25 protein-coding genes are annotated in these 26,841 nt (G+C 70.6%); 12 read left to right on the top strand and 13 right to left on the bottom strand.

The window, feature by feature from the left end; genetic code table 11:
• Window positions 1-120: 120 nt before the first annotated feature.
• A complete protein-coding gene (locus tag AB0D85_RS02650) occupies window positions 121-1,020 on the top strand; it encodes a helix-turn-helix transcriptional regulator (protein WP_362312639.1) in 900 nt (299 codons plus the stop codon).
• 93 nt (window positions 1,021-1,113) lie between these two features.
• On the opposite strand, the gene AB0D85_RS02645 is transcribed toward AB0D85_RS02650, so the two are convergent.
• The 5 genes from AB0D85_RS02645 to AB0D85_RS02625 all read right to left on the bottom strand — a co-directional run bounded on the left by AB0D85_RS02645 (window position 1,114) and on the right by AB0D85_RS02625 (window position 8,923).
• A complete protein-coding gene (locus tag AB0D85_RS02645) occupies window positions 1,114-4,425 on the bottom strand; it encodes a S8 family peptidase (protein WP_362312637.1) in 3,312 nt (1,103 codons plus the stop codon).
• Window positions 4,426-4,661: 236 nt separating this feature from the next.
• Window positions 4,662-5,345 (bottom strand): ABC transporter ATP-binding protein, encoded by a 684-nt coding sequence (locus AB0D85_RS02640; protein WP_362312635.1) that lies wholly within the window; start codon window positions 5,343-5,345, stop codon window positions 4,662-4,664.
• Between the two features lie 130 nt (window positions 5,346-5,475).
• Complete coding sequence (locus AB0D85_RS02635; protein WP_362312633.1) at window positions 5,476-6,972, bottom strand: ABC transporter permease; 1,497 nt, start codon at window positions 6,970-6,972, stop codon at window positions 5,476-5,478.
• A gap of 135 nt (window positions 6,973-7,107) precedes the next feature.
• Window positions 7,108-8,370 carry an Ig-like domain-containing protein gene (locus tag AB0D85_RS02630; RefSeq protein ID WP_362312631.1) on the bottom strand — a complete coding sequence of 421 codons (1,263 nt, stop codon included), beginning with the start codon at window positions 8,368-8,370 and terminating at the stop codon, window positions 7,108-7,110.
• Window positions 8,371-8,578: 208 nt separating this feature from the next.
• Window positions 8,579-8,923 carry a hypothetical protein gene (locus AB0D85_RS02625; RefSeq protein WP_362312629.1) on the bottom strand — a complete coding sequence of 115 codons (345 nt, stop codon included), beginning with the start codon at window positions 8,921-8,923 and terminating at the stop codon, window positions 8,579-8,581.
• A gap of 110 nt (window positions 8,924-9,033) precedes the next feature.
• Here AB0D85_RS02625 and AB0D85_RS02620 point away from each other — a divergent pair, with 110 nt between their 5' ends.
• Together AB0D85_RS02620 and AB0D85_RS02615 are read left to right on the top strand one after the other, a co-directional pair.
• The gene (locus tag AB0D85_RS02620; RefSeq protein WP_362312628.1) at window positions 9,034-9,351 is read left to right on the top strand and encodes an LAETG motif-containing sortase-dependent surface protein; all 318 of its coding nucleotides are present in this window, start codon (window positions 9,034-9,036) and stop codon (window positions 9,349-9,351) included.
• Between the two features lie 41 nt (window positions 9,352-9,392).
• The gene (locus AB0D85_RS02615) at window positions 9,393-10,163 is read left to right on the top strand and encodes a hypothetical protein (protein ID WP_362312626.1); all 771 of its coding nucleotides are present in this window, start codon (window positions 9,393-9,395) and stop codon (window positions 10,161-10,163) included.
• Between the two features lie 61 nt (window positions 10,164-10,224).
• Here the strand turns inward: AB0D85_RS02615 and hutH are convergent, their stop codons facing one another.
• The 3 genes from hutH to AB0D85_RS02600 all read right to left on the bottom strand — a co-directional run bounded on the left by hutH (window position 10,225) and on the right by AB0D85_RS02600 (window position 13,933).
• Entirely contained in the window at window positions 10,225-11,763 is a 1,539-nt protein-coding gene (hutH, locus tag AB0D85_RS02610; RefSeq protein ID WP_362313465.1) for a histidine ammonia-lyase, read from the bottom strand.
• A 76-nt stretch (window positions 11,764-11,839) separates the two neighbouring features.
• Entirely contained in the window at window positions 11,840-12,985 is a 1,146-nt protein-coding gene (locus tag AB0D85_RS02605; protein WP_362312624.1) for a sensor domain-containing diguanylate cyclase, read from the bottom strand.
• 153 nt (window positions 12,986-13,138) lie between these two features.
• Window positions 13,139-13,933, bottom strand: coding sequence for an enoyl-CoA hydratase-related protein (locus AB0D85_RS02600; protein ID WP_362312622.1), 795 nt, complete (start codon window positions 13,931-13,933; stop codon window positions 13,139-13,141).
• A gap of 206 nt (window positions 13,934-14,139) precedes the next feature.
• Between AB0D85_RS02600 and AB0D85_RS02595 the strand changes: the two genes are divergently transcribed.
• Window positions 14,140-14,724 carry a hypothetical protein gene (locus tag AB0D85_RS02595; protein WP_362312620.1) on the top strand — a complete coding sequence of 195 codons (585 nt, stop codon included), beginning with the start codon at window positions 14,140-14,142 and terminating at the stop codon, window positions 14,722-14,724.
• Between the two features lie 293 nt (window positions 14,725-15,017).
• Here the strand turns inward: AB0D85_RS02595 and AB0D85_RS02590 are convergent, their stop codons facing one another.
• Together AB0D85_RS02590 and AB0D85_RS02585 are read right to left on the bottom strand one after the other, a co-directional pair.
• Window positions 15,018-16,130: an adenylate/guanylate cyclase domain-containing protein gene (locus tag AB0D85_RS02590; protein WP_362312618.1), complete on the bottom strand. Its 1,113-nt coding sequence runs from the start codon at window positions 16,128-16,130 to the stop codon at window positions 15,018-15,020.
• Between the two features lie 237 nt (window positions 16,131-16,367).
• Window positions 16,368-17,234: a biotin--[acetyl-CoA-carboxylase] ligase gene (locus AB0D85_RS02585; protein ID WP_362312617.1), complete on the bottom strand. Its 867-nt coding sequence runs from the start codon at window positions 17,232-17,234 to the stop codon at window positions 16,368-16,370.
• Window positions 17,235-17,344: 110 nt separating this feature from the next.
• Here AB0D85_RS02585 and AB0D85_RS02580 point away from each other — a divergent pair, with 110 nt between their 5' ends.
• The 4 genes from AB0D85_RS02580 to AB0D85_RS02565 all read left to right on the top strand — a co-directional run bounded on the left by AB0D85_RS02580 (window position 17,345) and on the right by AB0D85_RS02565 (window position 20,025).
• Window positions 17,345-18,940: an acyl-CoA carboxylase subunit beta gene (locus AB0D85_RS02580; RefSeq protein ID WP_362312615.1), complete on the top strand. Its 1,596-nt coding sequence runs from the start codon at window positions 17,345-17,347 to the stop codon at window positions 18,938-18,940.
• 11 nt (window positions 18,941-18,951) lie between these two features.
• Complete coding sequence (locus AB0D85_RS02575; RefSeq protein ID WP_362312613.1) at window positions 18,952-19,161, top strand: acyl-CoA carboxylase epsilon subunit; 210 nt, start codon at window positions 18,952-18,954, stop codon at window positions 19,159-19,161.
• Window positions 19,162-19,270: 109 nt separating this feature from the next.
• Window positions 19,271-19,399 carry a hypothetical protein gene (locus AB0D85_RS02570; RefSeq protein WP_362312611.1) on the top strand — a complete coding sequence of 43 codons (129 nt, stop codon included), beginning with the start codon at window positions 19,271-19,273 and terminating at the stop codon, window positions 19,397-19,399.
• 23 nt (window positions 19,400-19,422) lie between these two features.
• Window positions 19,423-20,025 carry a nucleoside triphosphate pyrophosphatase gene (locus AB0D85_RS02565; protein ID WP_362312609.1) on the top strand — a complete coding sequence of 201 codons (603 nt, stop codon included), beginning with the start codon at window positions 19,423-19,425 and terminating at the stop codon, window positions 20,023-20,025.
• Here AB0D85_RS02565 and AB0D85_RS02560 read toward each other — a convergent pair.
• A complete protein-coding gene (locus AB0D85_RS02560) occupies window positions 19,997-20,554 on the bottom strand; it encodes a hypothetical protein (RefSeq protein ID WP_362312607.1) in 558 nt (185 codons plus the stop codon). The two genes, AB0D85_RS02565 and AB0D85_RS02560, sit on opposite strands and share 29 nt — an antisense overlap.
• 371 nt (window positions 20,555-20,925) lie before the next feature.
• Here AB0D85_RS02560 and AB0D85_RS02555 point away from each other — a divergent pair, with 371 nt between their 5' ends.
• Entirely contained in the window at window positions 20,926-22,698 is a 1,773-nt protein-coding gene (locus tag AB0D85_RS02555; protein WP_362312605.1) for a biotin carboxylase N-terminal domain-containing protein, read from the top strand.
• A gap of 83 nt (window positions 22,699-22,781) precedes the next feature.
• Window positions 22,782-23,327 carry a TetR/AcrR family transcriptional regulator gene (locus AB0D85_RS02550; RefSeq protein ID WP_362313462.1) on the top strand — a complete coding sequence of 182 codons (546 nt, stop codon included), beginning with the start codon at window positions 22,782-22,784 and terminating at the stop codon, window positions 23,325-23,327.
• Window positions 23,328-23,370: 43 nt separating this feature from the next.
• Here the strand turns inward: AB0D85_RS02550 and AB0D85_RS02545 are convergent, their stop codons facing one another.
• Both AB0D85_RS02545 and AB0D85_RS02540 read right to left on the bottom strand, forming a co-directional pair.
• Complete coding sequence (locus tag AB0D85_RS02545) at window positions 23,371-24,339, bottom strand: DeoR/GlpR family DNA-binding transcription regulator (RefSeq protein WP_362312603.1); 969 nt, start codon at window positions 24,337-24,339, stop codon at window positions 23,371-23,373.
• 166 nt (window positions 24,340-24,505) lie between these two features.
• Window positions 24,506-25,954 (bottom strand): NAD(P)H-quinone dehydrogenase, encoded by a 1,449-nt coding sequence (locus tag AB0D85_RS02540; RefSeq protein ID WP_362312601.1) that lies wholly within the window; start codon window positions 25,952-25,954, stop codon window positions 24,506-24,508.
• Between the two features lie 96 nt (window positions 25,955-26,050).
• Between AB0D85_RS02540 and AB0D85_RS02535 the strand changes: the two genes are divergently transcribed.
• Both AB0D85_RS02535 and AB0D85_RS02530 read left to right on the top strand, forming a co-directional pair.
• On the top strand, window positions 26,051-26,491 hold the full coding sequence (locus AB0D85_RS02535) for a gamma-glutamylcyclotransferase (protein ID WP_362312599.1): 441 nt from the start codon (window positions 26,051-26,053) through the stop codon (window positions 26,489-26,491).
• Window positions 26,492-26,540: 49 nt separating this feature from the next.
• Window positions 26,541-26,819 (top strand): hypothetical protein, encoded by a 279-nt coding sequence (locus tag AB0D85_RS02530; RefSeq protein WP_362312598.1) that lies wholly within the window; start codon window positions 26,541-26,543, stop codon window positions 26,817-26,819.
• Window positions 26,820-26,841 lie beyond the last annotated feature (22 nt).

Below are 26,841 nucleotides of genomic sequence, written 5' to 3'. Positions count from 1 at the left end.
GCACGCCTCCAGCGTCCTCCACGCTACGTCCGCCACCCAGCCCCCGCCTCTGCGTACGTCCGCTGTGCCTACCACTGACGGGGTCAGGTTCCTGTGCGTACGACCATGAATACTGGATGTATGGAAGACCAGCCCCTGCCCTCCTCCGAACCGGCGTCCCTGGACCGGCGTGCCGAGCTCAGCGAGTTCCTGCGCACCCGCCGGGCCCGGCTGCTCCCCTCCGACGTGGGGCTGCCCGACTTCGGGCGGCACCGCAGGGTGCCGGGGCTCAGGCGCGAGGAGCTGGCGCAGCTGGCCGGGGTGTCGGTGGCGTACTACACGCGCCTGGAGCAGGGCAACGGGCGGAACGTGTCGGCGGAGGTGCTGGACTCGATCGCCCGGGCGCTCCGGCTCACCGACGCCGAGCACGCGCACCTCATCCACCTCGCCAAGGGCAAGCAGCACAAGAAGAAGGCGTCGGCGCGGCCGCAGCAGGTGCGGCCCTCGCTGGCGCAGCTCCTGGACACGCTGGAGAGCGTGCCGGCGTACATCGTCGGGCGCCGCTCGGAGATCCTGGCGTGGAACAGGATGGCGGCGGCCGTCTTCGGCGACTGGGCGGAGCTGCCGGTCACGGAGCGCAACTGGGCGCGGCTGACGTTCCTGCGCCCCGACTACCGCGAGCTGTTCGTGGAGTGGGAGCAGAAGGCGATCGACATCGTGTGCCAGCTGCGGATGGACGCGGGCTGCTATCCCGACGATCCCCGGCTGTCCGCGCTGGTCGGCGAGCTCTCCGTGAAGAGCGAGGAGTTCCGGCGGCTGTGGGCGACGCACGACGTCAAGGAGAAGGCCCACGGGGTGAAGCGGATGCAGCACCCGCTGGTGGGCGAGCTGACGCTGAGCTACGAGTCGTTCCGGCTGCCGGACGACGCGGACCAGGCCCTGGTCACGTACCACGCGGAGCCGGGCTCGGCGTCGGCGGAGGCGTTGCGCCTGCTGGCCAGCTGGGGCACGGACGCGACCCGGGTCGCCCCCACGCGCTGAACCGGCCGGGCATGGGGAACGGCCCGCCGGAAGCCGCGCTTCCGACGGGCCGCTCGCTGTGGGTCCACTCAGCGGCTACGACTCAGCCATGTCTCACTTGGCGTAGTACGCGTTGTAGATCGAGACCGTCGACTTGTTGCCCTTCTTGTCGGCGATCTTGGCGTGGAACGAGATGGCCTTGCCCTTGGCCGGGTTCTTGACGGTGATCTTGCCGTGGCTGACCGTCAGCTTCTTCCAGGTCTGGCCGTAGTCGTACGACACGTAGACCGAGAGGGACTTCAGGTTGCTGCCGGCGGCGGCACCCTCGACGGTGACCGGGAAGGTGACCGTCTTGCCCGCCTCGACGCGGCTGTCCAGGCCGGTGGTGGCGCCGAAGTGGACGGTGGAGGCGGGGAGCTTGGCCGGGAGGCCGTTGGCCGACTTCTTCGAGTGGAAGGTCCAGCTCGCGTCGATCCGGGTGGAGGCGGCGGCGACCTTGACCGAGCGGATGACCGAGGTGGTCAGCTTGTACTCGGCGTCGGCGGACGGCACGTTGAACACGCCCTCGCCGAACAGCGGGTCCTTGTTGGAGCCCACCTTGGTGCCGTTGCGGTACAGGGTGGTGTTCACCGACAGGAAGTCGGAGGACCCGGCGTGCTTGGCGCTGTCGGAGAACAGCGGGATCAGGCCGTAGATCTGGTTGCCGTCGCGGAACAGACCGTACTCGCTGGTCAGATGCGGGCCGAAGACCGCCGTGTTGAAGGTGTTCTTGTAGGTCAGGCCCGCCTTGTAGGTCTTCGGGTCGCCCAGCGTGTAGAAGGCGTCGGCGATCGGCAGCCCCTGGGCGTCGTGGCCCGAGTACTGAATCGCGTCGAAGGCCCAACTGGCGTGGTCGACGGTGGAGACGTGGAAGGTGCGGGTGCCGGGCAGCTTCTGCTCCACGGCGTCGCCCATGGCCATGTCGTCGCCCACGATGCCCCAGGGGCTGACCGCGCCGGTCTTGCCCGGCGCGGAGGCCCCGACGGTGTTCTTCACCGTGGCGAGCTCACCGGCCTTGAAGTGCCGGACCTTGTCGCCCTGGAGCTTCTTGACCTGGGCGCTGGTGGCGACGTCGTACTCCTCGTTGCCGCCCTTGGTGAACTGGCCGCTCCAGGTCTGGGTCAGACCGTCCGTGACCTCGCCGCCCAGCGGCGCGATACGGATCTTGGCGAAGCTGTCGAAGCCGATCCCGATCCCGATGCCCGCCGTGTCGTACATGTAGTCGACCATCGCGAAGTGCGGGGTGGCCTGGGCGTCCGGCACGGTGATGTCGGCCGCCTTGGTGGTGCGGGCGTCGACGGTGATCGTGAGGTCCTTGGTGACGCTCAGCTTCGGCTGGACGAGCCAGTCGACACCGTCGTCGAAGTTGGTGAAGTCCTTCGCGATCATGGCGTCGAGCAGGTACGTGCCCTTCGGCACCCGGATGGTGGTGGTCCCGGAGTCGGAGGTCGGGACGAAGATGTCGCGTCCGTTGCCGAGGCCCGAGTAGCCCATCAGGTCGGTGCTGTAGACACCGGTCGGGTTGCCGTCGCGCCCGATGTGCTTGACGGTCACGCTGTACGACTGCACCTCACGCTGGACCCCGGCCGCCGTGCGGACGCTCTGGCCGCCGCCGGTCGCCGTGACGTACGCCGAGTAGGCGCCGTCGAGGGTGCCGCCCAGCTTGGTGTCGACGGTGAGGTCGACGGAGGCCTTGCCGCCCGCCGGGACGGTCACCGTGGTCGCGCCCAGCTTGAAGAAGCCGGCCGGGGCCGCCGCGCCCTTGGGGTCGGTGGCGGACGACTTCAGCGTGAGCGTCACATCGGACGTGCCGAGGTTGCGGTAGGTGAGCTGCTTGGTGACCGGGGTGTCGTCGGTGTGCGGCCACTGCTGCACCCCGAAGTTCACCGACACCGGGTCGGCGATCACGGTCTGCTTGATGGCCTTGTCGACCGCGATCCGGCCCGCGCCCTGCTGGAACGCCGAGTAGTTGCCGCCCTTGGCGGAGCCGGTCAGGGCACCCTTCAGCTCCTCGTAACCCCAGTCGGGGTGCTCCTGCTTGAGGATCGCGGCGGCGCCCGCGACATGCGGGGTCGCCATCGAGGTACCGGAGATGGTCAGGTAGCCGGGCGGGTTCTCGCCGACCTCCTGGTCGATGACACTGCCCTTGGCGGCGGCCGCGGTGATGTCGACGCCGGGCGCGGTGACGTCCGGCTTGATGGAGCCGTCGGCGGCGGGACCGGTGGAGGAGAAGTCGGCCAGCTTGTCGTTGCCGTCGACGGCGCCGACGGTGAGCGCGGCCTCCGCGCTGCCCGGCGAACCGATCGACTCGGGGCCCTCGTTGCCCGCGGCGATCGCGAACAGGATGCCCTTGTCGTGGGAGAGCTTGTTGACCTCGGCCTCGAGCGGGTCGATCTCCGGGGAGTCGTACCCGCCGAGGCTGAGGTTGACGACGGAGGCGCCCTCGGCGGCCGCCCACTCCATGCCGGCGAGGATCCCGGAGTCGTCACCGGAGCCGGTGTCGTCCAGGACCTTGCCGTTGAGGATCTTCGCGCCGGGCGCGACACCGGTGTACTTGCCGTGGGACTTGGCGCCGGTGCCGGCCGCGATGGACGCGACGTGCGTGCCGTGGCCGAAGTGGTCCATGGCGTCGGCGGCGGAGGTGAAGTTCTTGGAGGCGATCACCTGGTCCTTGAGGTCCGGGTGGGTGGTGTCCACACCGGTGTCCAGGACGGCGATCTTCACGCCCTTGCCGTTGTAGCCGGCCGCCCACGCCTTGGGGGCGCCGATCTGCGGCACGGACTTGTCGAGGCTGGCCTTGCGGACGCCGTCGAGCCAGACGTGCGCGATGCCGGCGGCGGCCTTGTCGCCGTCGGTGACCGCGTCCCACAGCTCCGGGGCGTCCTTGGCCGGGGTCTGCACGGCGTCGGCGTTCAGCGTCTTGAGGCTGTGGCGCAGGGTGCCCGCGTCGCGGACCTCGGCCCTGGTCGCGGTGGCGGCACCGCTGTAGCCGACGATGACCTTCAGGCCGTTGCGCTGCGCCTTGCGGGTCGCGGCCGTGTTCAACTCGGTGACGTCGAACAGCCGTTGGTCCAGCTTCCCGGAGGCCACCAGCTGCACGGCGTCGCCGGGGACGACGAGGGTGTGCCCGTCGACCTTGCTGATCCGGACGGGTATGTGCTCGCGCCCCTTGGCCCGCTCCAGGCCGACGACGCGGCCCTTGGCGTCGAGGGCGACCCGGTCACCGGTGATCAGGGTGACATGGTGCTTGGCGGTGATCGAGGCGCGGGCCGCCGCCGCGGCCGAGACGGTGCCTGCCTCCGGCTTCGCCGACGCGGGGCTGGTCATACCCGCGGCGAGGGCGACGGCCGCTGCCGTGGCCACCGTGGCCGCGGCAGCTCTCTTCACTTGTCTGCGCAAGACTCCCCCTGGAGACGGTGAGCCGGGCGAATCCCCGTTCACCCGGCCGGGGGAAGTCCCGTACGCACATACGTCAACCCCCCGGAATACGGAGTATGCCGGGGGGTGATCAGCGGGCTCAAGAGATGAGAGACCGGTAAGAGAAGTGCAGGAGAAATGTTACGCGCCGGGGCAGACACCGTTACACAACCGCGCGGTCGCGCGAGGTGGTTCGGTGTTATGCGTCATGCGCCCGCGTTCTCCTTGACGGTGATCTTGCCCTTGCGGATGGTCGCGAGGCGCGGGGCCTTCTTCGCGATCGCGGAGTCGTGGGTGACCATGATGAAGGTCAGCCCGTGCTCCTTCCACATGCGCTCCAGTACCTCCATGATCTCGTCCCGCATGCCCTCGTCGAGGTTGCCGGTGGGCTCGTCGGCGAGCAGCACCTTGGGCTGCTTGACCAGGGCCCGGGCGATGGCGACGCGCTGCTGCTGGCCGCCGGACATCTCGCCGGGCAGGTGGCCGAGGCGCTCGCCGAGACCGACCGACGTCAGCGCCTCGGCGGCGCGTTCACGGCGTTCCTTCGTCTTGACGCCGAGGGGGACGAGGGCGGTCTCGACGTTCTCCTGGGCGGTGAGCGTCGGGATCAGGTTGAAGGACTGGAAGACGAAGCCGATGCTCTCGCTGCGGACCGTGGTGAGCTTCCCCTCGGAGAGCTTGGCCAGGTCGGTCCCGTCGAGGACGACTTCGCCGGAGGACGGGCGGTCCAGTCCTCCCAGCATCTGCAGGAGGGTGGACTTGCCGCCGCCGGTGGGGCCCTGGATGACCAGACGGTCGCCGTCGGCGATGGTGAGATCGATGCCGTCGAGGGCGCGGATCGTGTCCTTGCCCCGGGTGTAGACCTTGGTGACGTTTCTGAGTTCGTACATGGTGGCTCCTGGAGGGTTATGGGGTGGTGCGGTGCGTTGTCGGCCGCCGGCCGGTGGGGGGCTGGTCGCGCAGTTCCCCGCGCCCCCAGGGGGTTGCCCTCACCGGCGCGGCAGAACGAACCGCTACTCGCTACTCCACTCGCCGCAACGCATCCGCCGGCCGCAGTCGCGACGCGCGCCAGCCGCCGAACGCGCCCGCGATCAGGCCGCCGGCCACCGCCAGGCCCACGGCGAGGACGATCGTCGTCACGCTGACCGGGGCGGTCAGGGCGACCTCCAGGGTCTTCGCGGTCTGCCGGCCGGGGCCGAAGCCACCGCCGCCGCCACCGCCGAAGCCGCCACCGCCGCCGGGACCACCCGTGTTGCCGCCGCCGCTGCTGCTGCTGCCCAGGGACGCCTGGAGGGTGGGGCTGATCTCGGTGACGACGTACGCGCCCGCCAGACCGAGCGCGATACCGAGCGCGCCGCCGACCAGGCCGTTGACCATGGCCTCGCCGATGACCTGCCGGGTGACCCGGCCGGACTTCCAGCCCAGCGCCTTCAGCGTGCCGAACTCGCGGACGCGGCGGGAGACCGCCGAGGAGGTGAGCAGACCGGCGACCAGGAACGCGGCCACGAGCACCGCGATGGACAGCCACTTGCCGACGTTGGTGGCGAGGGAGGACGCCGTGGAGAGGGAGCCGGAGACGGTCTTGGCGAGGTCGGCGGAGGTCGTGACCGTCGTACCCGAGACGTTCTTCTGGATCGTGCTCTTGACGGAGTCGATCTGCTTCGAGTCGGTGGCCTTGACGTAGATCGTGGTGACCTTGTTCTTCTCGCTGGCCAGCGTCTGCGCCTGCTTCAGCGGGATGTACAGATTGGCCGCCGAGTCACCGGAGTTGGCGGTGGCGATGCCGATCACCGTGAACTTGACGCTCTTGATGGTGACCGTGGAGCCGACCTTGTACTTCTTCGTCTTGGCGTAGGCCGAGTCGGCGACGACGACCTTGGCGTCGGTCTCGCTCGTCCTGAAGGTACGGCCGCTGGTGATCTTCGAGGAGGTCAGCGGGCCGAGGTCGGCGTTGCTGACGTCGGTGCCGAATACCGTGTACGAGTTGACGTCGAAGTTGGCGCCACCGCCCTGGACCTGGCCCTGCGGCTGGCCGGTTCCGCCGCCGTTGCCGCTCCGGCCGCCCTCGGCGTTGCCGCCGGAGTTCTGGTTCTGCTGGAACTGACCCCGGGTGAACTGGCCGCTGATCTTCACGACGTTGAGGCTCAGACCGCCGATCGCGGTCGAGACGCCCTTCTGGTCGGAGACCTTGGTGACGGTCGAGGAGGCGAGGGTGGTGAAACCCTGCACCATGACGCGGTCGCTGCTCTGCGTCTTCGACGAGCCGTTGTTCTGCGCGTCGAAGTTGAAGCGCGGCCGCTGGGCGTTGCTCGTGGTCGCCGACGCGGCCTTGGTGACCGTCATGTCCGTACCCAGGCCGTACAGCGACTGGAGGACCTTGTCCTGTGCCTTCCCCATGCCGGAGGACACGGAGTTGACCACGATGACCAGCGCGATGCCCAGCGCGAGGCCGGAGGCGACGACGAGTGCCGCCTTTCTGCGGCGGCGCAGTTCGCGCCTCAGGTAGGTGAAGAACATGACCGCAAGGTAGGGACGCACCGTGATGGCTCGATAAGGCCTAAATAAGAGATGCATGAGAAGGCTGTGGCGGACCCCAGAAATGCCGGTGCCGCCCCTGGGGGCGGCACCGTCGAGCTGTGGAGTGGCTGTGCGTCAGACGGCCGAACCGGCCTTCCAGGCGGTCCAGTTCATGTTCCAGCCGTTGAGGCCGTTGTCGGGGGACACGGTCTTGTCGCCGGTGTTGGAGACGACCACGACGTCACCGACGATCGAGTGCGTGTACATCCAGTAGGCGGGCGTGGTGGTGTCGTTGGCGCCCTTGGTGTCGGACAGGCCCACGCAGCCGTGGCTGGTGTTCACGGAGCCGAAGACGGACTTGGCGCCCCAGTAGTTGCCGTGCAGGAAGGTGCCGGAGTTGGTGAGGCGGATGGCGTGCGGCACGTCCTTGATGTCGTACTCGGCCTTGCCGTCGTTGTCGGTGAAGCCGACGGTCGTGCCGTTCATGCGCGTCTGCTTGTACTTCTCGGACATCACCATGATGCCTTCGTACGTCGTGTGCTCCGGCGAACCGGCCGAGATCGGTATGGTCTTGATGGTCTTGCCGTCCTCGGTGACCTTCATCTCCTTGGTCTTGGCGTCGACGTAGGAGATCTGGTTGCGCCCGATGTGGAAGGTGACCGTCTTCTGCTGGACGCCGTAGACCCCGGAGGCGCCCTCGACACCGTCGAGCGCGAGCTTCAGCGTGACGGTGGAGTTCTCCTTCCAGTAGGTCTCGGGACGGCAGTCCATGCGCTGGGTGGAGAACCAGTGGCAGACGACCTCCTGGCCGCTGCTGGTGGTGACCGTGACGCCCTTCTGGACGGCGGCCTTGTTGGTGATCTGCTTGTCGAAGTTGATCGACACGGGCATGCCGACGCCGACGGTCGAGCCGTCCTCGGGGGTGAAGGTGCCTATGAAGCTGTTGGCCGGGGAGACCGTGGTGAAGGTGGCGTTCTCGTGCGCGGCCAGGCCGGCGGAGTCCTTGGCCTCGGCGGCGACCTTGTAGGTGGTGGACCGCTCCAGCTGGGCGTTGGGCTTCCAGCTCGTCTTGTCGGCGGACAGGGTGCCGGCGACCGCGGTACCCGCCGCGGTGGTCATGGTCACGCCGGTGAGGGTGCCCTTGCTGACGGTGACGGCGGCCGAGTTGTTGATCGACGCGCCGTCGGAGCCGTCCTTGGGCGTGATGGTGATGTCGGCCTGGGACGACTTCTTGGCCGCGGCGGCGTCCGCCTGGGACTGCGAGCTGTCACCGCTGCCGGAGGACGACTTGTCGTCGCCGCCGGAACACGCCGTGAGCACCAGTACACCGCCGAGCAGTGCGGACGCGGCCATCAGGCCCTTGCGCCGCTTACTGTCCGTCATCACACGTTTCTCCATCGCTGCCGAGTCCGCGAACACACCGAGAGTCCCCGTCAAGAACCTTCAACGCTACGGCCGCTTCGTCCCGTTCCACATTCCCCGTAGGTGTGGGGCACACCACGTCCGCCGGGGCGGCTGGTGCGGGAGGGGTCGGTCCGTGCGCCCCCTGAGACGACGAAACCCCGGACGGCGGTTGCCGTCCGGGGTCACAGGTTCCCCGGGAAGCTCAGCCGATGCCGCCCTCTTCGTCGTCGTCCTCGCCATCATCCTCGTCGAGATCCCAGTCCGGCGAATCCGGATCGTAGGAGATCCGCTCGCTGGACCAGGAGGCCTGCTGGAGTTCGATCCCGGGCACCTCACTGACCAGGTCGAACGGGTCGACGAGATAGGCGAGGGCCTCGGCGGTGTCTTCCGTCACAGCCGCCTCGGCGTGCGCCCGCTCCTCGCCGGGCAGCTCGGGGTCGTCGGCGATCCGGCGCAGCGCGGCCTTGGTGACCGCGTCGCCGTCCTCGATTTCGACGACCAGCTCCACCCGAAGCCGTACAAAACGTGATGTCTCTGGAGTGCTCATGCCCGGAGCGTACGGCCGAAACCTCCCGTAACTTTCCCGTGACCCGCGATTTTCACTAACATCGGCCCACACGGCCAATTCGCCAGCGTCACAAGGGGGATCGATATTCCGTGTCATCCGCTCGCCGCCCGTTGCTGACCGCCACCGCCGCAGGCACGCTCCTGTGCGCACTGTGGTTCGTTCCGTCCGCCCACGCGTCACAGGACGCCACGGCGAGAACCGGCACGTCGGAGAGTACGGCGACACGGGTCACCCAGCAGGCCAGGGCACTGTCCGAGGCCACGTCCGAGGCGACCGGGGACGCCACCAGGCTCGCCGACACCGGCAGCCCGGACACCACGCCGTACGTCGTCGGCGGCACCCTCTTCCTCGCCGTCGGCGCGGGCTTCGTGGTCTATTCGGTACGCCGCGAACGCCTTGAGTTCTAAACGACTTGACCATTCTTTGACCGGGGACTCACAGTCCTCTCATGAAGAGATCACAGGGCGCGCGCACGGTCGCCCTCGCGGCAGGCGGCGCGCTGTCCCTCGCCCTCATGACGGGCTGCTCCGGCGGGACTTCGAAGGACACGGCCTCCTCGCCCCCGGTGCGGGCGCTGAGCACCGCGGAGTTGAGGACGCGGATCCTCGCGCAGGGCGAGGTGGACGGCTACAAGGTCAACGCGATCGGTACGGCCGCGCCGACCCGGAGCAAGATCAGGTCCAGTGACGAGAAGTGCCGTCCGCTGGCCTACGTCCTCACCGGTCTCGCACCGGCCGACGCGGCGACGGAGATCGGCCGCACGGTCACGGAGGACAAGAAGGACCCGACCGACGGCGCGACCTCCCTCGACGACCTGGCCGACGGCAAGTTCGAGAGCGCGCTCAAGGAGTCGATGGACCTGGACGTCACGTCCCTGGACCTGTCCTCGTACGACGGCGAGGGTGCGGAACGGGCGCTGAAGGCCGTCTCGACGGCGATCAGGTCCTGCACGACCGGTTTCACGGGCGGCGCGTCCGGCGACCAGCAGAAGGTCACGAAGGTGACGGCGGTGAAGCCGTCGGTCACGGGCGACGAGTCGGTCGCCTTCACGGCGATCACGGACATGGACGGCGACAAGGCCCCGCTGCACGCGGAGGTGGTCCGGCACGGCAACACGGTCGCGACGTACTTCACGATGAACATCGGGGCGATGATGGCGGGGAAGACGTACACGGTGCCGGTGCCGGTGATCAAGGCCCAGTCGGCGAAGCTGGGCTGAGCGCCCCGTCAGGGGCGCGGGGAACTGCGCGACCAGCCCCCGCACACCCGCACCCGACGAACTACCGCAACGGCCCGGTCACCGTCTCCACCGCAGCGACGAGGCCCCCGCCCCTCACAAACTCCTCCGCCGCAGCAAGGTCCGGCGCCAGGTACCGGTCCGGCCCAGCCCCCCGCACCCCCGCGGAGCGCGCCGCCTCGATCACGGCCCGGGACGCCGGCGCCGGCGTCAGCCCCTCCCTCAGCTCGATCGCCCGCGTGGCCGCGTACAGCTCGACGGCGATGATCCGCGCCAGATTGCCCACGGCCGTCCGCAACTTGCGCGCGGCCGACCATCCCATGGACACGTGGTCCTCCTGCATCGCCGAGGAGGGAATCGAGTCGGCCGACGCCGGAACGGCAAGCCGCTTCAGCTCGCTCACCAGCGCCGCCTGCGTGTACTGGGCGATCATCAGCCCGGAGTCGACGCCCGCGTCGTCCGCGAGGAACGGCGGCAGCCCGTGGCTGCGGTTCTTGTCCAGCAGCCGGTCGGTCCGCCGCTCGGCGATGGACCCGAGGTCGGCGGCGGCGATGGCGAGGAAGTCGAGGACATAGGCGACCGGCGCCCCGTGGAAGTTGCCGTTGGACTCGACCCGACCGTCGGGCAGGACAACGGGGTTGTCGACCGCGGAGGCCAGCTCCCGCTCGGCGACCAGGCGGGCGTGCGCGAGGGTGTCCCGGCCCGCCCCGGCGACCTGCGGAGCACACCGCACGGAGTACGCGTCCTGGACGCGCGGCGCGTCGTCCTGGTGGTGCCCGGTGAGCTGGGACCCCTTGAGCACGGCGAGCATGTTGGCGGCGCTGTCGCCCTGCCCGGGGTGCGGCCGGATCGCGTGCAGCTCGGGCGCGAGCACCTTGTCGGTGCCGAGCAGCCCTTCGAGGCTCAACGCGGCGGTGACGTCGGCGGACTTGTAGAGCATGTCGAGGTCGGCGAGGGCCATGACCAGCATGCCGAGCATGCCGTCGGTGCCGTTGAGGAGCGCGAGCCCCTCCTTCTCGCGCAGTTCGACGGGCGCGATCCCGTGCTCGGCGAGCAGCTCACCGGCGGGCCGGACGCTGCCGTCGGGGCCCTCCGCCTCTCCTTCGCCCATCAGGGTGAGGGCGCAGTGGGAGAGCGGGGCCAGGTCGCCGGAGCAGCCGAGGGAGCCGTACTCGTGCACGACCGGGGTGATGCCGGCGTTCAGCACGTCGGCCATGGTCCGGGCGACCTCGGGACGCACACCGGTGTGTCCGGAGCAGACGGTCTTCAGCCGCAGGAACATCAGGGCCCGTACGACCTCGCGCTCGACCCGCGGTCCCATGCCGGCCGCGTGGGAGCGGACGATGTTGCGCTGCAGCTGGGCCCGCAGCTCCTGGCTGATGTGCCGGGTCGCCAGGGCGCCGAAGCCGGTGCTGACGCCGTAGACCGGGTCCGGCTTGGCCGCGAGCGCGTCCACGATCTCCCGGGCCGCCGCGAGCGCCGCGACCGCCTCCGCCGACAGCTCGATCCGGGCGCCGCCGCGCGCCACGGCGAGAACGTCGGACGCGGTGACACCGGACGTCCCCACCACCACAGTGTGCATATCCATATTCAGGAGCGTACGCATTGAATGCGGGTGCTGTCACTAGCGGGGCACGGGGTTGACCCTTACTTGTACGTCACAGTCCGCGGCGTCCGCGGAAGCTGCGCCGTTCGGCCCGTTCCGGCGGGGGCGCGTCGGCCAGCCGTACGACGGGATCGTCCGGGCCCTCACGCCCGGCCACCACCGGCCGGGCCGAGCGAAGCGCCTTGGCCCGGTACTGGGCCGCGTCGGCGAGCCGGAACAGCCGGCGGGCCGAGCGCACCGGCCCGATCGGGTCCGCGGTCGAGGCGACCCCGCAGGCGACCCCCTCCCCGAGCTCCAACTCCCCGGCCCGGCGGCAGAGTTCGTCGGCCGCCTTGACCACGTCGTCGGCGGGCGGGCCGACCGCCAGCAGACAGAACTCGTCCCCGCCGAGCCGCGCGGCGAGGGCCCCCGGGAGCATCGCCCCGCACAGGGAGAGCACCGAGCCGAAGCGTTCGAGGAGACGGTCGCCGACGGCGTGTCCCCGGGTGTCGTTCACCTTCTTCAGCCCGTTGAGGTCGCAGACGACGAGACTGACCACCGCCCGCTCCGTGCGGTGCCGGTCGATCGCCTCGTCCAGACGCGCGTCGACGGCGCGGCGGTTGGCGAGCCCGGTCAGCGCGTCGGTGTACGCGAGCCGGCGGGCCTCCTCCAGACGCTCGGTCTGTGCGAGCCCGGCGGCGACGACGGAGGCCAGGACGGTCGCGAAGTCGGCGTCGGCGCGGCCGAAGACGGGGGCGCGGCCGGCGCGGGCCACGTACAACTCGCCCCAGGCCCTGCCGTGCAGCACGATCGGGGCGACCACGCAGCAGCCGCGGCCCCTGCGGCGCAGGGCGGCGACGCGCTGATGGGAGTAACCGGGGCGGCCGGCGGCGGGACCCTCGGCCGTCTCGACCCAGGCGTTGGGGCCGCCGCCGCCCGCCCACCTCTCGTGCAGGAACTCGGTGATCTCCGGGAACTGGTGCACCGGGTAGGCCTCGGCGTCCGGGAACTCCTCCTCGTCCGGGGCGCGCTCCCCGACGTTCACGAGGACCCGCAGCCGGCCGAGCTCGCGCTCCCACACGGAGAGCGCGGCGAAGCTGCCGTCCAGCGCGCGGCAGGCGCCGGCCGCGGCGGCGTGCCAGCACTCACGTGGGGTGTGGGCCGCCGCCATCCCCTGCGCCAGCGCCACGACGGCGGCGAGCCGCTTGTCCTCACCCATTACTCCAGGTTAGGGATGATTTGTTGCATTCGGGACATTGGTGCGGCGAACAGGTGCTGCGGCAGCGAGTCGACCGCGGGCCCGGTGGGGGCTGATCGCGCCCTCGCGGCGGAGCCGCTAATCGATACAGCCCCGCGCCCCTGAAGGGGCGCTTCACTCCCCCGGCCACTCCGGCTTCCGTTTCTCGTTGAACGCTGCCACTCCTTCCGTCCGGTCCCCCGAGAACGCCACCGTTCGCCATGCCGCGTCCTCGATCTCCAGGCCCGCCCGGAGGTCCAGGCCGTGCCCCAGCCGGAGGGCCCGCTTCGCCGCGCGCAGTCCCACCGGCGAGTTCGCCGCCATCCGGGCCGCCAGCGCCAGCGCCGCCTCGCGGTCCTGGCCCGTCGCCACCAGCTCGTCGACCAGGCCCAGCTCGTGCGCCTCCGCCGCCTCCACCCGCCGCGCCGAGAAGATCAGCTCGGCCGCCCGGGCCGCCCCGACCCGGCGGGGCAGCAGCTGGGTACCCCCGCCGCCCGGGATCACGCCCACCGACACCTCCGGCAGCCCCACCACCGCCGTGCCGTCGGCCACGATCACATCGCAGGACAGCGCCAGTTCGAAGCCCCCGCCGAGCGCGTAGCCGTGCACCGCGGCGATGGTCGGCATCGGCAGCTCCAGTACGCCGGTGTACGCCCCGCGGGACAGCGGCCGAGCCCGGTGCAGCTCCGCGTCGGTCAGCGAGTTGCGCTCCTTCAGGTCGGCGCCGACACAGAACGCCCGCTCGTGCGACGAGGTCAGCACCACCACCCGCGCGTCCCGGTCGGCGTCCAGCGCGGCACACGCGGCCACGATCGAGCGCGCCATGTCCGCCGACACCGCGTTCATGGCCTTGGGCCGGTCCAGTACGAGCTCCACGACGTGACCGTGCCGCCGTACCAGCACGAACTCCCCGTACCGCTCCTCGCTCATGACACCCTCCGCTCGACTCGCCCAAGAGTTAACGCCTGTTAACCGCACGATCATCGCAGCCGGACAGGCCGGGGAAAAGGGCGGCGGCCGAGCCCGGACACCCCCGTTCGGGTGACATCCCGGGAGACTCCCGGCGCACACCCCACGGGAGCGCATAACGTGCGCTCGCCACGGCGCATCGGGGGCGCGCAGCGGGAGGGAGCGTCATGACAGGAACGCCGTCAGCAGAAACGTCGTCAGCGGGGACGACATCGGCAGGAAAGCCGTCGGCCGGTCGCCGGGGACGGCACCGCAAGCCCCGGCCCCGCAAGGTGCTGTTCGCCGCCGGAGGGCTCGCGCTGGCCGCCGGCGTGCTGAGCCTCGTACGGATGGTCCCGGAGGGCGGTGTCGGCGCGCCCGGCACGGCAGAGGCCGAGCCCCGGCTGGACCCGACCGCCGACGCGACGCCGGACCGGTCCGCGAACACGGCCGCCACCGTCGGCACGGTCCTCAGGGCGACCCCCTCCGCGGCCGTCATGGGCGGCGCGAGCCCGACACCGACGGCCACGGCAGCCGCCGCGGCTCCCGCGTCGCCGTCGGCCTCACCCACCGCGCTGCCCAGCAGGGCCACGGTCCCGACGACCATCCCGACAGGCCCGGCACGGCCGACGAGCACTCCGACGACTCCGGCCACCAGCACCCCGGCGACCACTCCCGCCCCCGCCCCGACCACCGGCACACCTCAGCCCGGCGACGGCGTCTGCCTGCCGATCGTCGGACTCTGCGTCGACCCACGGCTGCAGACCGACTAGGGCCTGTCGTTTGGATCAGGTCGGCTGACAGATACTGCGGATTTCAGCCGACCCGAGCGGGGTGTGGTGCGTGCAGCTGCAAGGCGGAGGAGGCGTAGACATAAGCCGCTGCCGCGGCGGGCGACGCGGTGGGGGCACCTCCCGGCCGAAGGCTGGGGGACGTCGGCGAGTGACGACAACGCCGCTGGGGGTACCCCCTCTGGGGGAGTGCGTGCCACACCCCGCGACGCCGACATGATCCAAACGACCGGCCCCAGGACTCCCCGCGAGCCGGGGTTCCGGGCGACGCGGGCTCAGGGGGCCGACGGACCGTCCCGGCGGGTCAGGAGCCACGGCTCCACCACGCCCAGGCCCCGGACCGGGCGCTGCCACATCGGCTGGAGGGCGAAGCGGTACGTCGGGGGCTCCTCGCCCTCCTTCTCGGCGGTCGCCGCCTCCTCCGCGGCGGCCGCCTCCGAGGCCGGGGCCTCGCCCACCCGGATCAGTTCCTCCGCGAACGCGCTGTCGACGAGCACGGCGTCGCGGGGGGCTATGGAGGTCAGGCGGGAGGCGAGGTTCACAGTCGTACCGAAGACATCGCCCATTCGGGTGGTCACGGTCCCGAAGGCCATGCCCACGCGCAGCTCCGGCATCGTCTCGTCGTGCGCCATGGTCTCCACGAGGCGCAGCGCGATGTCGGCGGCGACACCGGCGTCGTCGGCGGCGTACAGGACCTCGTCACCGAGGGTCTTGACGAGCCGCCCGCCGCGGGCCGCCACCAGGTCGGCGGCGGTGGTCTCGAAGGCCTCGACCAGCTCGCCGAGCTCCTCCTCCTCCATCCGGCGGGTCAGCCGGGTGAACCCGACGAGGTCGGCGAAGCCGACGGCGAGGCGCCGGTCGACCATCTCCGCGTCGTCGGCGGCCTGCACGACCCGGCCGGCGGAGGCGGCGAGCTGGCGGCGCCAGACGTAGACGAGGAACTCCTCCAGCTCGGGCAGCAGCAGCTCGACGATCGGATACGTGACCTCGGTACGCGTCATGCCCGGCTCGGGGGGCTCGGTCAGCCCCTCCAGGAAGGAATCGATCTGCCACTCGGCCAGACGGGCGGTGGTCTGCCCGGTCGACCGCGCCACCTGCACCGCCATGGCCTCGCTGAGCAGCCCCGCCTCGACGAGACCGGCGAGCCGGCGCAGGGCCAGCACGTCGGCCTCGGTGAGCGCCTTGGCCTGCCCGATGTCGGCGAAGCCCATCGCCCGCCAGAACCTCGACGCCAGCTCCATCGAGACGCCGGCGCTGCGGGCCGCCTGGAACGGGGTGTAGCGGCGCTCGGCCCCGATGATCAGGGCTTCGAGGCGCAGCGCGAGGGGGTCCTCGCCGGAGTCGGCGGCGTCCGCGCCCTCGCCGGAGCCCGTGTCGTCGACGGTCACGCCTGCTGCCCTTCCGATCTGCCGCGGTCGCATACCGACCGGCCTCAACTCTACGGCAGCTGTGCGGTAGCTCACTTCGTGAGGTAAGCCGACATCAGGGGTTGCGGTGGGCGTTCACCGAGGGAGGGGTGGGTTGCCCTGGCTCCCGGCCGCGGGCCGGTGGGGGCTGGTCGCGCCCACGCGGCGGAGCCGCAAATCGACAGGGCCCCGCGCCCCTTACGGGGCGCTCCCCAGCCCTCACACCCCCCGCAGATGCACGATGTCCCCCGCTCCCACCGGCTCCTGCACCCCGTGCTCCGTGGCCAGCACGAGCCTGCCGTCGCCGTCGATCGCCACCGCCTCGCCCACCAGTGCCCGGTCCCCCGGCAGCTCGGCCCGCACCGTGCGGCCCAGCGTCGCGCACCCCGCCGCGTAGGTCTCCTGGAGGCCGCTCGTCACCGGATCGCCGCCCGCCGCGCGCCAGCGCCCGTACCAGTCCTCCAGTGACCGCAGCACCGCCCGCAGCAGCGGGTCCCGGTCCGTGTTCACCGCCCCCGCCAGCGCCAGCGAACCCGCCTGCGGCACCGGCAGTTCCGCGGCCCGGAGGCTGACATTGATGCCGACGCCGACCACCACCGCGTCCTCGCCGGCCCGCTCCGCCAGGATGCCCCCGGCCTTGCGCTCCTCCTCACCGACGGTGACGAGGAGGTCGTTGGGCCACTTGAGTGCCGTATCGATGCCCGCCACCCGCGCCAGGCCCGTCGCCATCGCCACCCCGGTCAGCAGCGGCAGCCACCCCCAGCGGGCCACCGGCACCTCGGCCGGCTTCAGCAGCACCGAGAAGAACAGGCCCGAGCGCGCCGGTGCCGTCCACTGCCGGTCCAGGCGGCCCCGCCCGGACGTCTGCTCCTCGGCGACCAGCACCAGCCCCTCCGCGGCCTTCCCCGCCGCCGTCCGCGCCACGAGCTCGCTGTTCGTGGAGCCGATGCTCTGGACGACCTCCACGTCGGTCCACAGCCCGCCCTCCCGCACCACGGCCCTGCGCAGTGCCGTGGCGCTGAGCGGTGGACGGTCCAGGTCGGACCAACGACTGTTGTTCGCGTCTGCTGCATCTTGCGGCGTCATGCAAGCCACCCTAGGTGTGGTGTACGCCGCACCGCCGTTTGGTAGGCACCCCACTACTCTACGAATGAGTAACCGTCCCCCCTTTTGAGCAGGCAGGGAGCCGCATCCCGATGTCCGAGCCGGAAGAGATCGACATTCACACGACCGCGGGGAAGCTCGCGGATCTCCAGCGCCGTGTCCATGAGGCGACACACGCCGGTTCGGAGCGCGCGGTCGAAAAGCAGCACTCCAAGGGCAAACTGACGGCCCGTGAGCGGATCGAGCTGCTCCTCGACGAGGGCTCCTTCGTGGAGCTGGACGAGTTCGCCCAGCACCGTTCGACCAACTTCGGCCTGGAGAAGAACCGCCCCTACGGCGACGGCGTCGTCACCGGCTACGGCACCGTCGACGGCCGGCCGGTCGCCGTGTTCTCCCAGGACTTCACCGTCTTCGGCGGGGCGCTGGGCGAGGTCTACGGCCAGAAGATCGTCAAGGTGATGGACTTCGCCCTGAAGACCGGCTGCCCGGTCATCGGCATCAACGACTCCGGCGGCGCCCGCATCCAGGAAGGCGTGGCCTCGCTGGGCGCGTACGGTGAGATCTTCCGCCGCAACACCCACGCGTCCGGGGTGATCCCGCAGATCAGCCTGGTCGTCGGTCCGTGCGCGGGCGGTGCGGTCTACTCCCCGGCCATCACCGACTTCACGGTCATGGTCGACCGGACGTCCCACATGTTCATCACCGGCCCGGACGTCATCAAGACGGTCACCGGCGAGGACGTCGGCTTCGAGGAGCTCGGCGGCGCCCGCACCCACAACGCGGTCTCCGGCGTCGCCCACCACATGGCCGGCGACGAGAAGGACGCGATCGAGTACATCAAGCAGCTGCTGTCCTACCTGCCCTCCAACAACCTCTCCGAGCCCCCGGTCTTCCCCGAGGAGGCCGACCTCGCCCTCACCGGCGAGGACCTGGAGCTGGACACCCTGGTCCCGGACAGCGCCAACCAGCCCTACGACATCCACACGGTCATCGAACACGTCCTGGACGACGCCGAGTTCTTCGAGACGCAGTCCCTGTTCGCCCCGAACATCGTCACCGGCTTCGGCCGCGTCGAGGGCCGCCCGGTCGGCATCGTCGCCAACCAGCCGATGCAGTTCGCCGGCTGCCTGGACATCAAGGCGTCCGAGAAGGCGGCCCGCTTCGTCCGCACCTGCGACGCCTTCAACGTCCCCGTGATCACCTTCGTCGACGTCCCCGGCTTCCTGCCCGGCGTCGGCCAGGAACACGACGGCATCATCCGCCGCGGCGCCAAACTCATCTACGCCTACGCCGAGGCCACCGTCCCCCTGATCACCGTCATCACCCGCAAGGCCTTCGGCGGCGCCTACGACGTCATGGGCTCCAAGCACCTGGGCGCCGACCTCAACCTCGCCTGGCCCACCGCCCAGATCGCCGTCATGGGCGCCCAGGGCGCCGTCAACATCCTGCACCGCCGCACCCTCGCCGACGCCGAAGCAGGCGGCGAGGACGTCGAGGCCGTCCGCGCCCGCCTGATCCGGGAGTACGAGGACACCCTCCTCAACCCCTACACGGCGGCCGAACGCGGCTACGTCGACGCCGTGATCATGCCCTCCGACACCCGCCGCCACGTCGTCAAGGGCCTGCGCCAGCTCCGCACCAAACGCGAGTCCCTGCCCCCCAAGAAGCACGGCAACATCCCCCTCTGAGGAGCGCCACGGTGACGATCAAAGTCGTACGGGGCAACCCCACCCCGGAGGAGCTGGCCGCCGCACTCGCGGTGGTAAGAGCACGGGCAGCCGCCATGGCGGCCACCCCGTCCGACACCCCCACACCAAAGGACGCCTGGTCCGACCCGTCCCGCATCGCCCAACGCCGGGTCCCCCAGCCGAGCCAGAACGCATGGACCCGCACCTACTGGCCCAGCTAGCGGCCACCCCCCAGGGGCGCGGGGAACCGCGCACAGAAGTAAAACCCCGGGCTCCGATTTGAGTACCCCTACTCAGGCGCCGCCCCCGGCCAAGCCACACGCTGGTGACATGCTGTGGTCGGACCCTGATGACGAGCCGCCGAAGGAACTGCAGGACATGCAGAACACCCTCCGGCGGCTCGGCATCTTCCTGGCCCTGGTCATGCTGCTGCTGATGATCGTGCTGGGTGTCCGGTGAACCGCAGCCACTACGCTGGCGCCATGCGCAGACTCGTCCTCGCCTCCCAGTCCCCCGCCCGGCTGAACCTCCTGCGCCAGGCAGGCCTCGCCCCCGAGGTGATCGTCAGCGGCGTCGACGAGGACGCCGTCACCGCCCCCACACCGGCCGATCTGGCCCTCGCCCTCGCCGAGGCCAAGGCCTCCGTCGTCGCCGCCCGCCCGGACGTACGGGGCGCGATCGTGATCGGCTGCGACTCGGTGCTGGACCTCGACGGCCAGGCCCTCGGCAAGCCCGCGGACGCGGAGGAGGCGACCGCCCGCTGGAAGTCGATGCGCGGCCGGGCCGGCACCCTGCAGACCGGGCACTGTGTCTGGGACACGGCGACCAACCGGCACGCCTCGGCGACCGCTTCCACCGTCGTACGGTTCGGCGAGCCCACCGACGAGGAGATCGCCGCGTACGTCGCCTCGGGCGAACCCCTCTACGTCGCGGGGGCGTTCACCCTGGACGGCCGGAGCGCGCCGTTCATCGACGGCATCGACGGCGACCACGGCAACGTGATCGGCATCAGCCTGCCCCTGGTCCGCCGGCTGCTCGCGGAGCTCGGCATCGGCATCACGGAGTTGTGGGCGCCGGCGGAGTGACCGGCCCGGCGGGCGGCGTGTCCTTCGCCATCGGTTCCGGTTCCGGGCGGTCCTCCGAGCCGGAGCCGGAGCCGTCCTCCGGGCCGGAACCGTCCTCGCCCCCGCCCCCGTCGGCGTCCGCCCCGGCGCCGACCGCGTCCCCACGGTCGTACGTCATCAGCAGCAGTACGACGAGCGCGAGGACGACCATCATGTACAGGAAGGCCTTCCAGCCGACCAGGCCCCATGCCACGGCGCCCAGCAGGGCGTGGACGACCGCGATGCTGATCAGCAGGATCCGGCCGAGGCCGGCGGGCGCGCGGTTGCGTATGGCGACCAGCAGGGCCACCAGGGCGCACAGCGCGAAGTAGAGGCCGAAGACCACGCCGCCGGCCTTCGCGGACATCGACATCTTGTCCGGGTCGAGGCCGGCCATCGACATGTTCTGCCGGTCGACGACCACTCCCGTGAACCAGTTGAGCGCCGCGATGCCGAGCGCCTCGGCGAGGAGTACGACCGCCACGACCCACGCCACCGGTCTACGCACCACCGGTCCCCACCCACTTTCGACGCGGCCCGACGACCGCTGTTACTTGAAGTTCGTTCAAGACATCGCGAACGCTACTAACGGGTAAACCAGGGGACAAGGGGCAGGGCGGCAGCAAAGATTCGTTGGGCCATTCGTAGGGACTCAACAAAGAAACGTTGTGGGGCGCGGCACGCTCTCACAGAGACCTTGAGCACATCACAGGGCTAGGGTTTTCCGAAGGAGTCCTGCGTACCGCGGTGCGACAAGGGCTTTCGCGGGTAGGGCGAGCCTCGCATCACGCTCCGTGTGGGCAAGCTCACCATTGGGGACGGGTCGAAGTGCCGTGTCGGCCTTCCCTAAACTCGGCTTGTTTCAAGGAGGGAGCCTCAATCGTGCGCAAGGTGCTCATCGCCAACCGTGGCGAAATCGCTGTCCGCGTGGCCCGGGCCTGCCGGGACGCCGGGATCGGGAGCGTGGCCGTCTACGCGGACCCGGACCGGGATGCTCTGCATGTCCGCGCCGCGGATGAGGCGTTCGCTTTGGGCGGTGACACCCCGGCCACCAGCTACCTGGACTTCGAGAAGGTCCTGAACGCGGCGCGCGAGTCGGGGGCGGACGCCGTCCACCCGGGCTACGGCTTCCTCTCGGAGAACGCGGAGTTCGCGCAGGCGGTCCTGGACGCGGGCCTGATCTGGATCGGCCCGCCCCCGCAGGCGATCCGCGACCTGGGCGACAAGGTCGCCGCCCGCCACATCGCCCAGCGCGCCGGCGCCCCGCTCGTCGCGGGCACCCCCGACCCGGTCTCCGGCGCGGACGAGGTCGTCGCGTTCGCCACCGAGCACGGCCTGCCGATCGCGATCAAGGCGGCGTTCGGCGGCGGCGGCCGCGGCCTGAAGGTCGCCCGCACCCTCGAAGAAGTCCCCGAGCTGTACGAGTCGGCGGTGCGTGAGGCGGTGGCGGCGTTCGGGCGCGGGGAGTGCTTCGTGGAGCGCTACCTGGACCGCCCCCGGCACGTGGAGACCCAGTGCCTGGCCGACCGGCACGGCAACGTCGTCGTCGTCTCCACCCGGGACTGCTCGCTGCAGCGCCGCCACCAGAAGCTCGTCGAGGAGGCCCCCGCACCCTTCCTGACGGACGGGCAGGTCGCGGAGCTGTACCGGGCCTCGAAGGCGATCCTGAGCGAGGCCGGGTATGTCGGCGCGGGCACGTGTGAGTTCCTGGTCGGCCAGGACGGCACGATCTCCTTCCTGGAGGTCAACACCCGCCTCCAGGTCGAGCACCCGGTGACCGAGGAGGTCGCCGGAATCGACCTGGTCCGCGAGATGTTCCGCATCGCCGACGGCGAAGAACTCGGCTACGGCGACCCGGAACTGCGCGGGCATTCGTTCGAGTTCCGGATCAACGGTGAGGACCCGGGCCGTAACTTCCTGCCCGCCCCCGGCACCGTCACCCGCTTCGACGCTCCCGCCGGCCCCGGCGTCCGCCTGGACGCGGGCGTCGAAGCCGGCAGCGTCATCGGCCCGGCCTGGGACTCCCTGCTGGCCAAGCTGATCGTCACCGGCCGCACCCGCGCAGAAGCCCTCCAGCGCGCCGCCCGCGCACTGGACGAATTCACCGTCGAGGGCATGGCCACCGCGATCCCCTTCCACCGGGCCGTCGTCCGCGACCCCGCCTTCGCCCCCGAACTCACCGGATCCGCCGACCCCTTCACGGTCCACACCCGCTGGATCGAGACCGAGTTCGTCAACGAGATCAAGCCCTTCGCCGCCCCGGCCGACGCCGAGACCGACGAGGACAACGGCCGCGAGACCGTCGTCGTCGAGGTCGGCGGCAAGCGCCTGGAGGTCTCCCTCCCGGCCTCCCTGGGCATGACCCTGGCCCGCACCGGCCTGGCCGCCGGCGCCAAGCCCAAGCGCCGCGCCGCCAAGAAGTCCGGCCCGGTCGCCTCCGGCGACAGCCTCGCCTCGCCCATGCAGGGCACGATCGTCAAGGTCGCCGTCGAGGAGGGCCAGGAGGTCAAGGAAGGCGACCTGATCGTCGTACTCGAAGCCATGAAGATGGAACAGCCCCTCAACGCGCACAAGACCGGCACCATCAAGGGCCTGTCCGCCGAGGTCGGCGCGTCACTCACCTCCGGCGCCGTGATCTGCGAGATCAAGGACTGACCACACCCCGGACCGCACCGCCCGGCGAACGTCACCCGACCGTTCGCCGGGCACCCGACCCCCTGGAACGTCTGGAACGGCCCATACGCGCCGACGCCCGCCGCAACCACGACCGGCTGCTGGCCGAGGCCCGCACCGTCTTCGCCGAACACGGCACCGACGCCTCACTGGAAGACGTGGCGCGTCGGGCGGGTGTGGGCATCGGCACCCTCTACCGCCACTTCCCGAACCGGCACGCCCTGATGAGCGCGGTCTTCGAGGACGCGGTGAACGAACTCCTGGACCGGGCGCAGGAGTTGCTCAACACTCCCGAGCCCTGCGCGGCCCTGCTGACCTGGCTCCGCGAGGTGGTCACCCACGCGGCCGAGTACCGGGGCCTGTCGAGGGCCCTGATGTCGGTATCGTCCGCCGACCCGGCGTCGGCTCTGGCCCGCTGCGGCACCCCCATGAGAGAGGCGGGCACCGCACTGCTGACCCGCGCTCAGGAGACGGGGGCGGTACGAGAAGACGTACAGATCGGCGATCTGCTTCAACTCACACATGCCATCGCCCTGGCAAGTGAGGAGTCACCCGGAGACCCGGATCTGGCAGACAGACTGCTGGAACTGACGTTGCGCGGACTTACCTAGCGGACTCGCCTGACTGGCGGACTCACCTGAGGGGCGCGGCCCCTCACCGCCGCCGGAGATCGGCGACGCGCCCCCGCTCGGCCCCCGTCGGCGGCTCTCCCAGCACCGACGACGCCGACCGCAGCCCGTTCCCCGGCACCTGGCCCCTCCGGGGCCCCGGCAGGGACACGTCCCGACGCTGTTGATGCTGCTGCTGACGCGTCGGGACCTGATCACCCCCCGGGCTTCCCGACGCCCCGGCCACGGCGATCTGCACCCCCTGATCGGCGAGGGCCTGGAGTTCCGTGGCCGCACGGTCGTCATGGGCCGGCGGCTCGTCCGTGACCAGCCGGGTGATGAGATCCGTCGGCACGGTCTGGAACATCGTGTCGGTACCGAGCTTGGTGTGGTCGGCGAGGACCACGACCTCCGACGCGGCCTGCACCAGCGCCCGGTCGACGGAGGCCGACAGCATGTTGGACGTGGACAGCCCCCGCTCGGCGGTCAGGCCACTGCCCGACAGGAAGGCCTTCGACACGCGCAGCCCCTGCAGGGACTGCTCCGCGCCGGAGCCCACGAGGGCGTAGTTGGACCCGCGGAGCGTCCCGCCGGTCATCACGACCTCGACCCGGTTGGCATGGGCCAAGGCCTGCGCCACCAGCAGCGAGTTGGTGACGACGGTGAGTCCGGGCACCCGCGCCAGGCGGCGCGCGAGCTCCTGTGTGGTGGTACCCGCCCCGACCACGATGGCCTCGCCCTCTTCGACGAGACCCGCGGCGAGATCGGCGATGGCCGTCTTCTCGGCGGTCGCGAGATGAGACTTCTGCGGAAAGCCGGACTCCCGCGTAAACCCGCCCGGCAGTACCGCACCGCCGTGCCGGCGGTCGAGGAGTCCTTCTGCCTCCAGTGCGCGCACGTCCCGCCGTACGGTCACTTCTGAGGTCTGGACGACGCGGGCGAGCTCACGGAGCGACACGGCCCCGTTCGCTCGCACCATTTCGAGGATCAATTGGCGACGTTCTGCAGCGAACACGAAACTGACAGTAACCCCAACGACCGTCTGCTTTCAGCAGTTTGCGCCGAATAGCAGAAGTTGTTCGCACAGCAGGGTCGGAAGTGGTATAGGACTTAACCTGGCCGCCCATGCCGTACGCATGCTCGACAACTCCCCGTGACCAGCGGGGAGTCGGTTCCGGCCGTCAGAGCTCGCTGCCGGCCTTCCGGGTGTGCAGCTGCCGCGCGACCTCCGCGATCGACCCCGAAAGGGACGGGTACACGGTGAACGCGTTCGCGATCTGTTCGACCGTCAGATTGTTGTCGACGGCGATCGAGATCGGATGGATGAGCTCCGAGGCCCGCGGCGAGACCACCACGCCACCCACCACGATGCCCGTGCCCGGTCGGCAGAACAGCTTGACGAAACCGTCCCGGATGCCCTGCATCTTGGCGCGCGGGTTGCGCAGCAGCGGCAGCTTCACGACCCGGGCGTCGATCTTCCCGGCATCCACGTCCGCCTGCGAGTAGCCGACGGTCGCGATCTCGGGGTCGGTGAAGACGTTCGACGAGACCGTCTTCAGGTTCAGCGGGGCCACGGCGTCACCCAGGAAGTGGTACATGGCGATACGCCCCTGCATGGCGGCCACCGACGCGAGGGCGAACACACCGGTCACGTCCCCGGCGGCGTACACACCCGGCGCGGTCGTCCGGGACACCTTGTCGGTCCAGATGTGCCCGGAGTCGCGCAGCTTGACGCCGGCCTCCTCCAGCCCCAGCCCCGCGCTGTTCGGAATGGCACCGACGGCCATCAGACAGTGCGTACCGCTGATCACCCGGCCGTCCGCGAGCGTGACCTCGACCCGGTCCCCCACCCGCTTGGCGGCGGCCGCCCGCGACCGGGCCATGACGTTCATGCCGCGACGCCGGAAGACGTCCTCCAGGACGGCGGCGGCGTCCGGGTCCTCACCCGGCAGCACGCGGTCCCGCGACGACACCAGCGTGACCTTGGACCCCAGAGCCTGGTACGCGCCCGCGAACTCGGCACCGGTCACACCCGACCCGACCACGATCAGCTCTTCGGGCAGCTCGGTCAGGTCGTAGACCTGGGTCCAGTTCAGGATGCGCTCGCCGTCGGGCAGCGCGTCCGGGACCTCCCGCGGGTGCCCGCCGGTGGCGATCAGCACCGCGTCGGCGACGAGGGTCTCCTCGCTCCCGTCCGCGGCGGTCACGACGACCTTGCGCGACCCGTCCAGGGCCTGCATGCCCTCCAGCCGCCCGCGCCCCCGCATGACCCGCGCACCCGCGCGCGTCACAGACGCGGTGATGTCATGCGACTGCGCCAGCGCCAGCCGCTTCACCCGCCGGTTGACCTTCCCCAGATCGACCCCCACCACCCGGGCCGCCTGCTCCAGCGGCGGGGTGTCGTCGGCGACGATGATCCCCAGTTCCTCGTACGACGAGTCGAAGGTCGTCATGACCTCGGCCGTAGCGATAAGGGTCTTCGACGGCACGCAGTCGGTCAGTACCGACGCTCCGCCCAGACCGTCGCAGTCGACGACGGTCACCTCCGCGCCGAGCTGCGCGCCCACCAGCGCCGCTTCATAGCCGCCGGGTCCGCCACCGATGATCACGATCCGAGTCACGTACTCCATTGTCCCGCACGCCTCAAGGTGCTGGTGCCCGGGGCCGCCGCCCGGCGCATGCCGGGGCGGGAGTGGCGCATGGGACGGCTGCCGTACCCTCTCTCCATGTCGTCGCTCTACGCCGCGTACGCCGGCAATCTCGACGCGCGGCTGATGTCCCGCCGCGCCCCGCACTCGCCCCTGCGTGCCACCGGGTGGCTGAACGGATGGCGGCTCACCTTCGGCGGTGAGCAGATGGGCTGGGAGGGCGCGCTGGCGACGATCGTCGAGGACCCCCTCGCCCAGGTCTTCGTCGGCCTCTACGACATCGCCCCGATGGACGAGGATTCCATGGACCGCTGGGAGGGCGTCGGCATGGGCATCTACCGCCGGGCCCGCGTGCGCGTGCACACCCTGGAGGGCGAGGAGACGGCCTGGCTCTACGTCCTCGACAGCTACGAGGGCGGCCTCCCCTCGGCCCGCTACCTGGGCGAGATCGCCGACGCGGCGGAATCGGCGGGAGCGCCACACGATTACGTGATGGAGCTGCGCAAGCGGCCCTGCTGAGACACCGCGTCCCTACACTGGTGGGACCGACGCACCAACGGGAGAGCGCATGGCCCCCACCACGTACGACGTCTACTACACCGTGCAGGCGGCAGCGGCCCGTGACCGGCTGGACGATCGTCAGCGCAGCGCGTTCGACAAGGGCATCGCGCTGCTGGCCCGCGACCCCTTCCTCTCCGTCTCGCGGCCCATAAGCTCCACGGGAGACGACCGGACGATCCGCCTCACGCAGAACGTCCTGGTGGAGTACACCGTCAGCCGAGGCCGGCTCCTGATCTTCATCGTCGAGGTCTTCAACGACAAGGACGTCCTCATCACCGACGAGTGACCGGACGGGTGACCACCCTCGC

Origin of the sequence: Streptomyces sp. NPDC048277, assembly GCF_040652235.1 — a bacterium.
In the GTDB taxonomy this organism is placed as follows: Bacteria; Actinomycetota; Actinomycetes; order Streptomycetales; family Streptomycetaceae; genus Streptomyces.
This window is presented reverse-complemented; position numbering and strand designations above follow the sequence as displayed.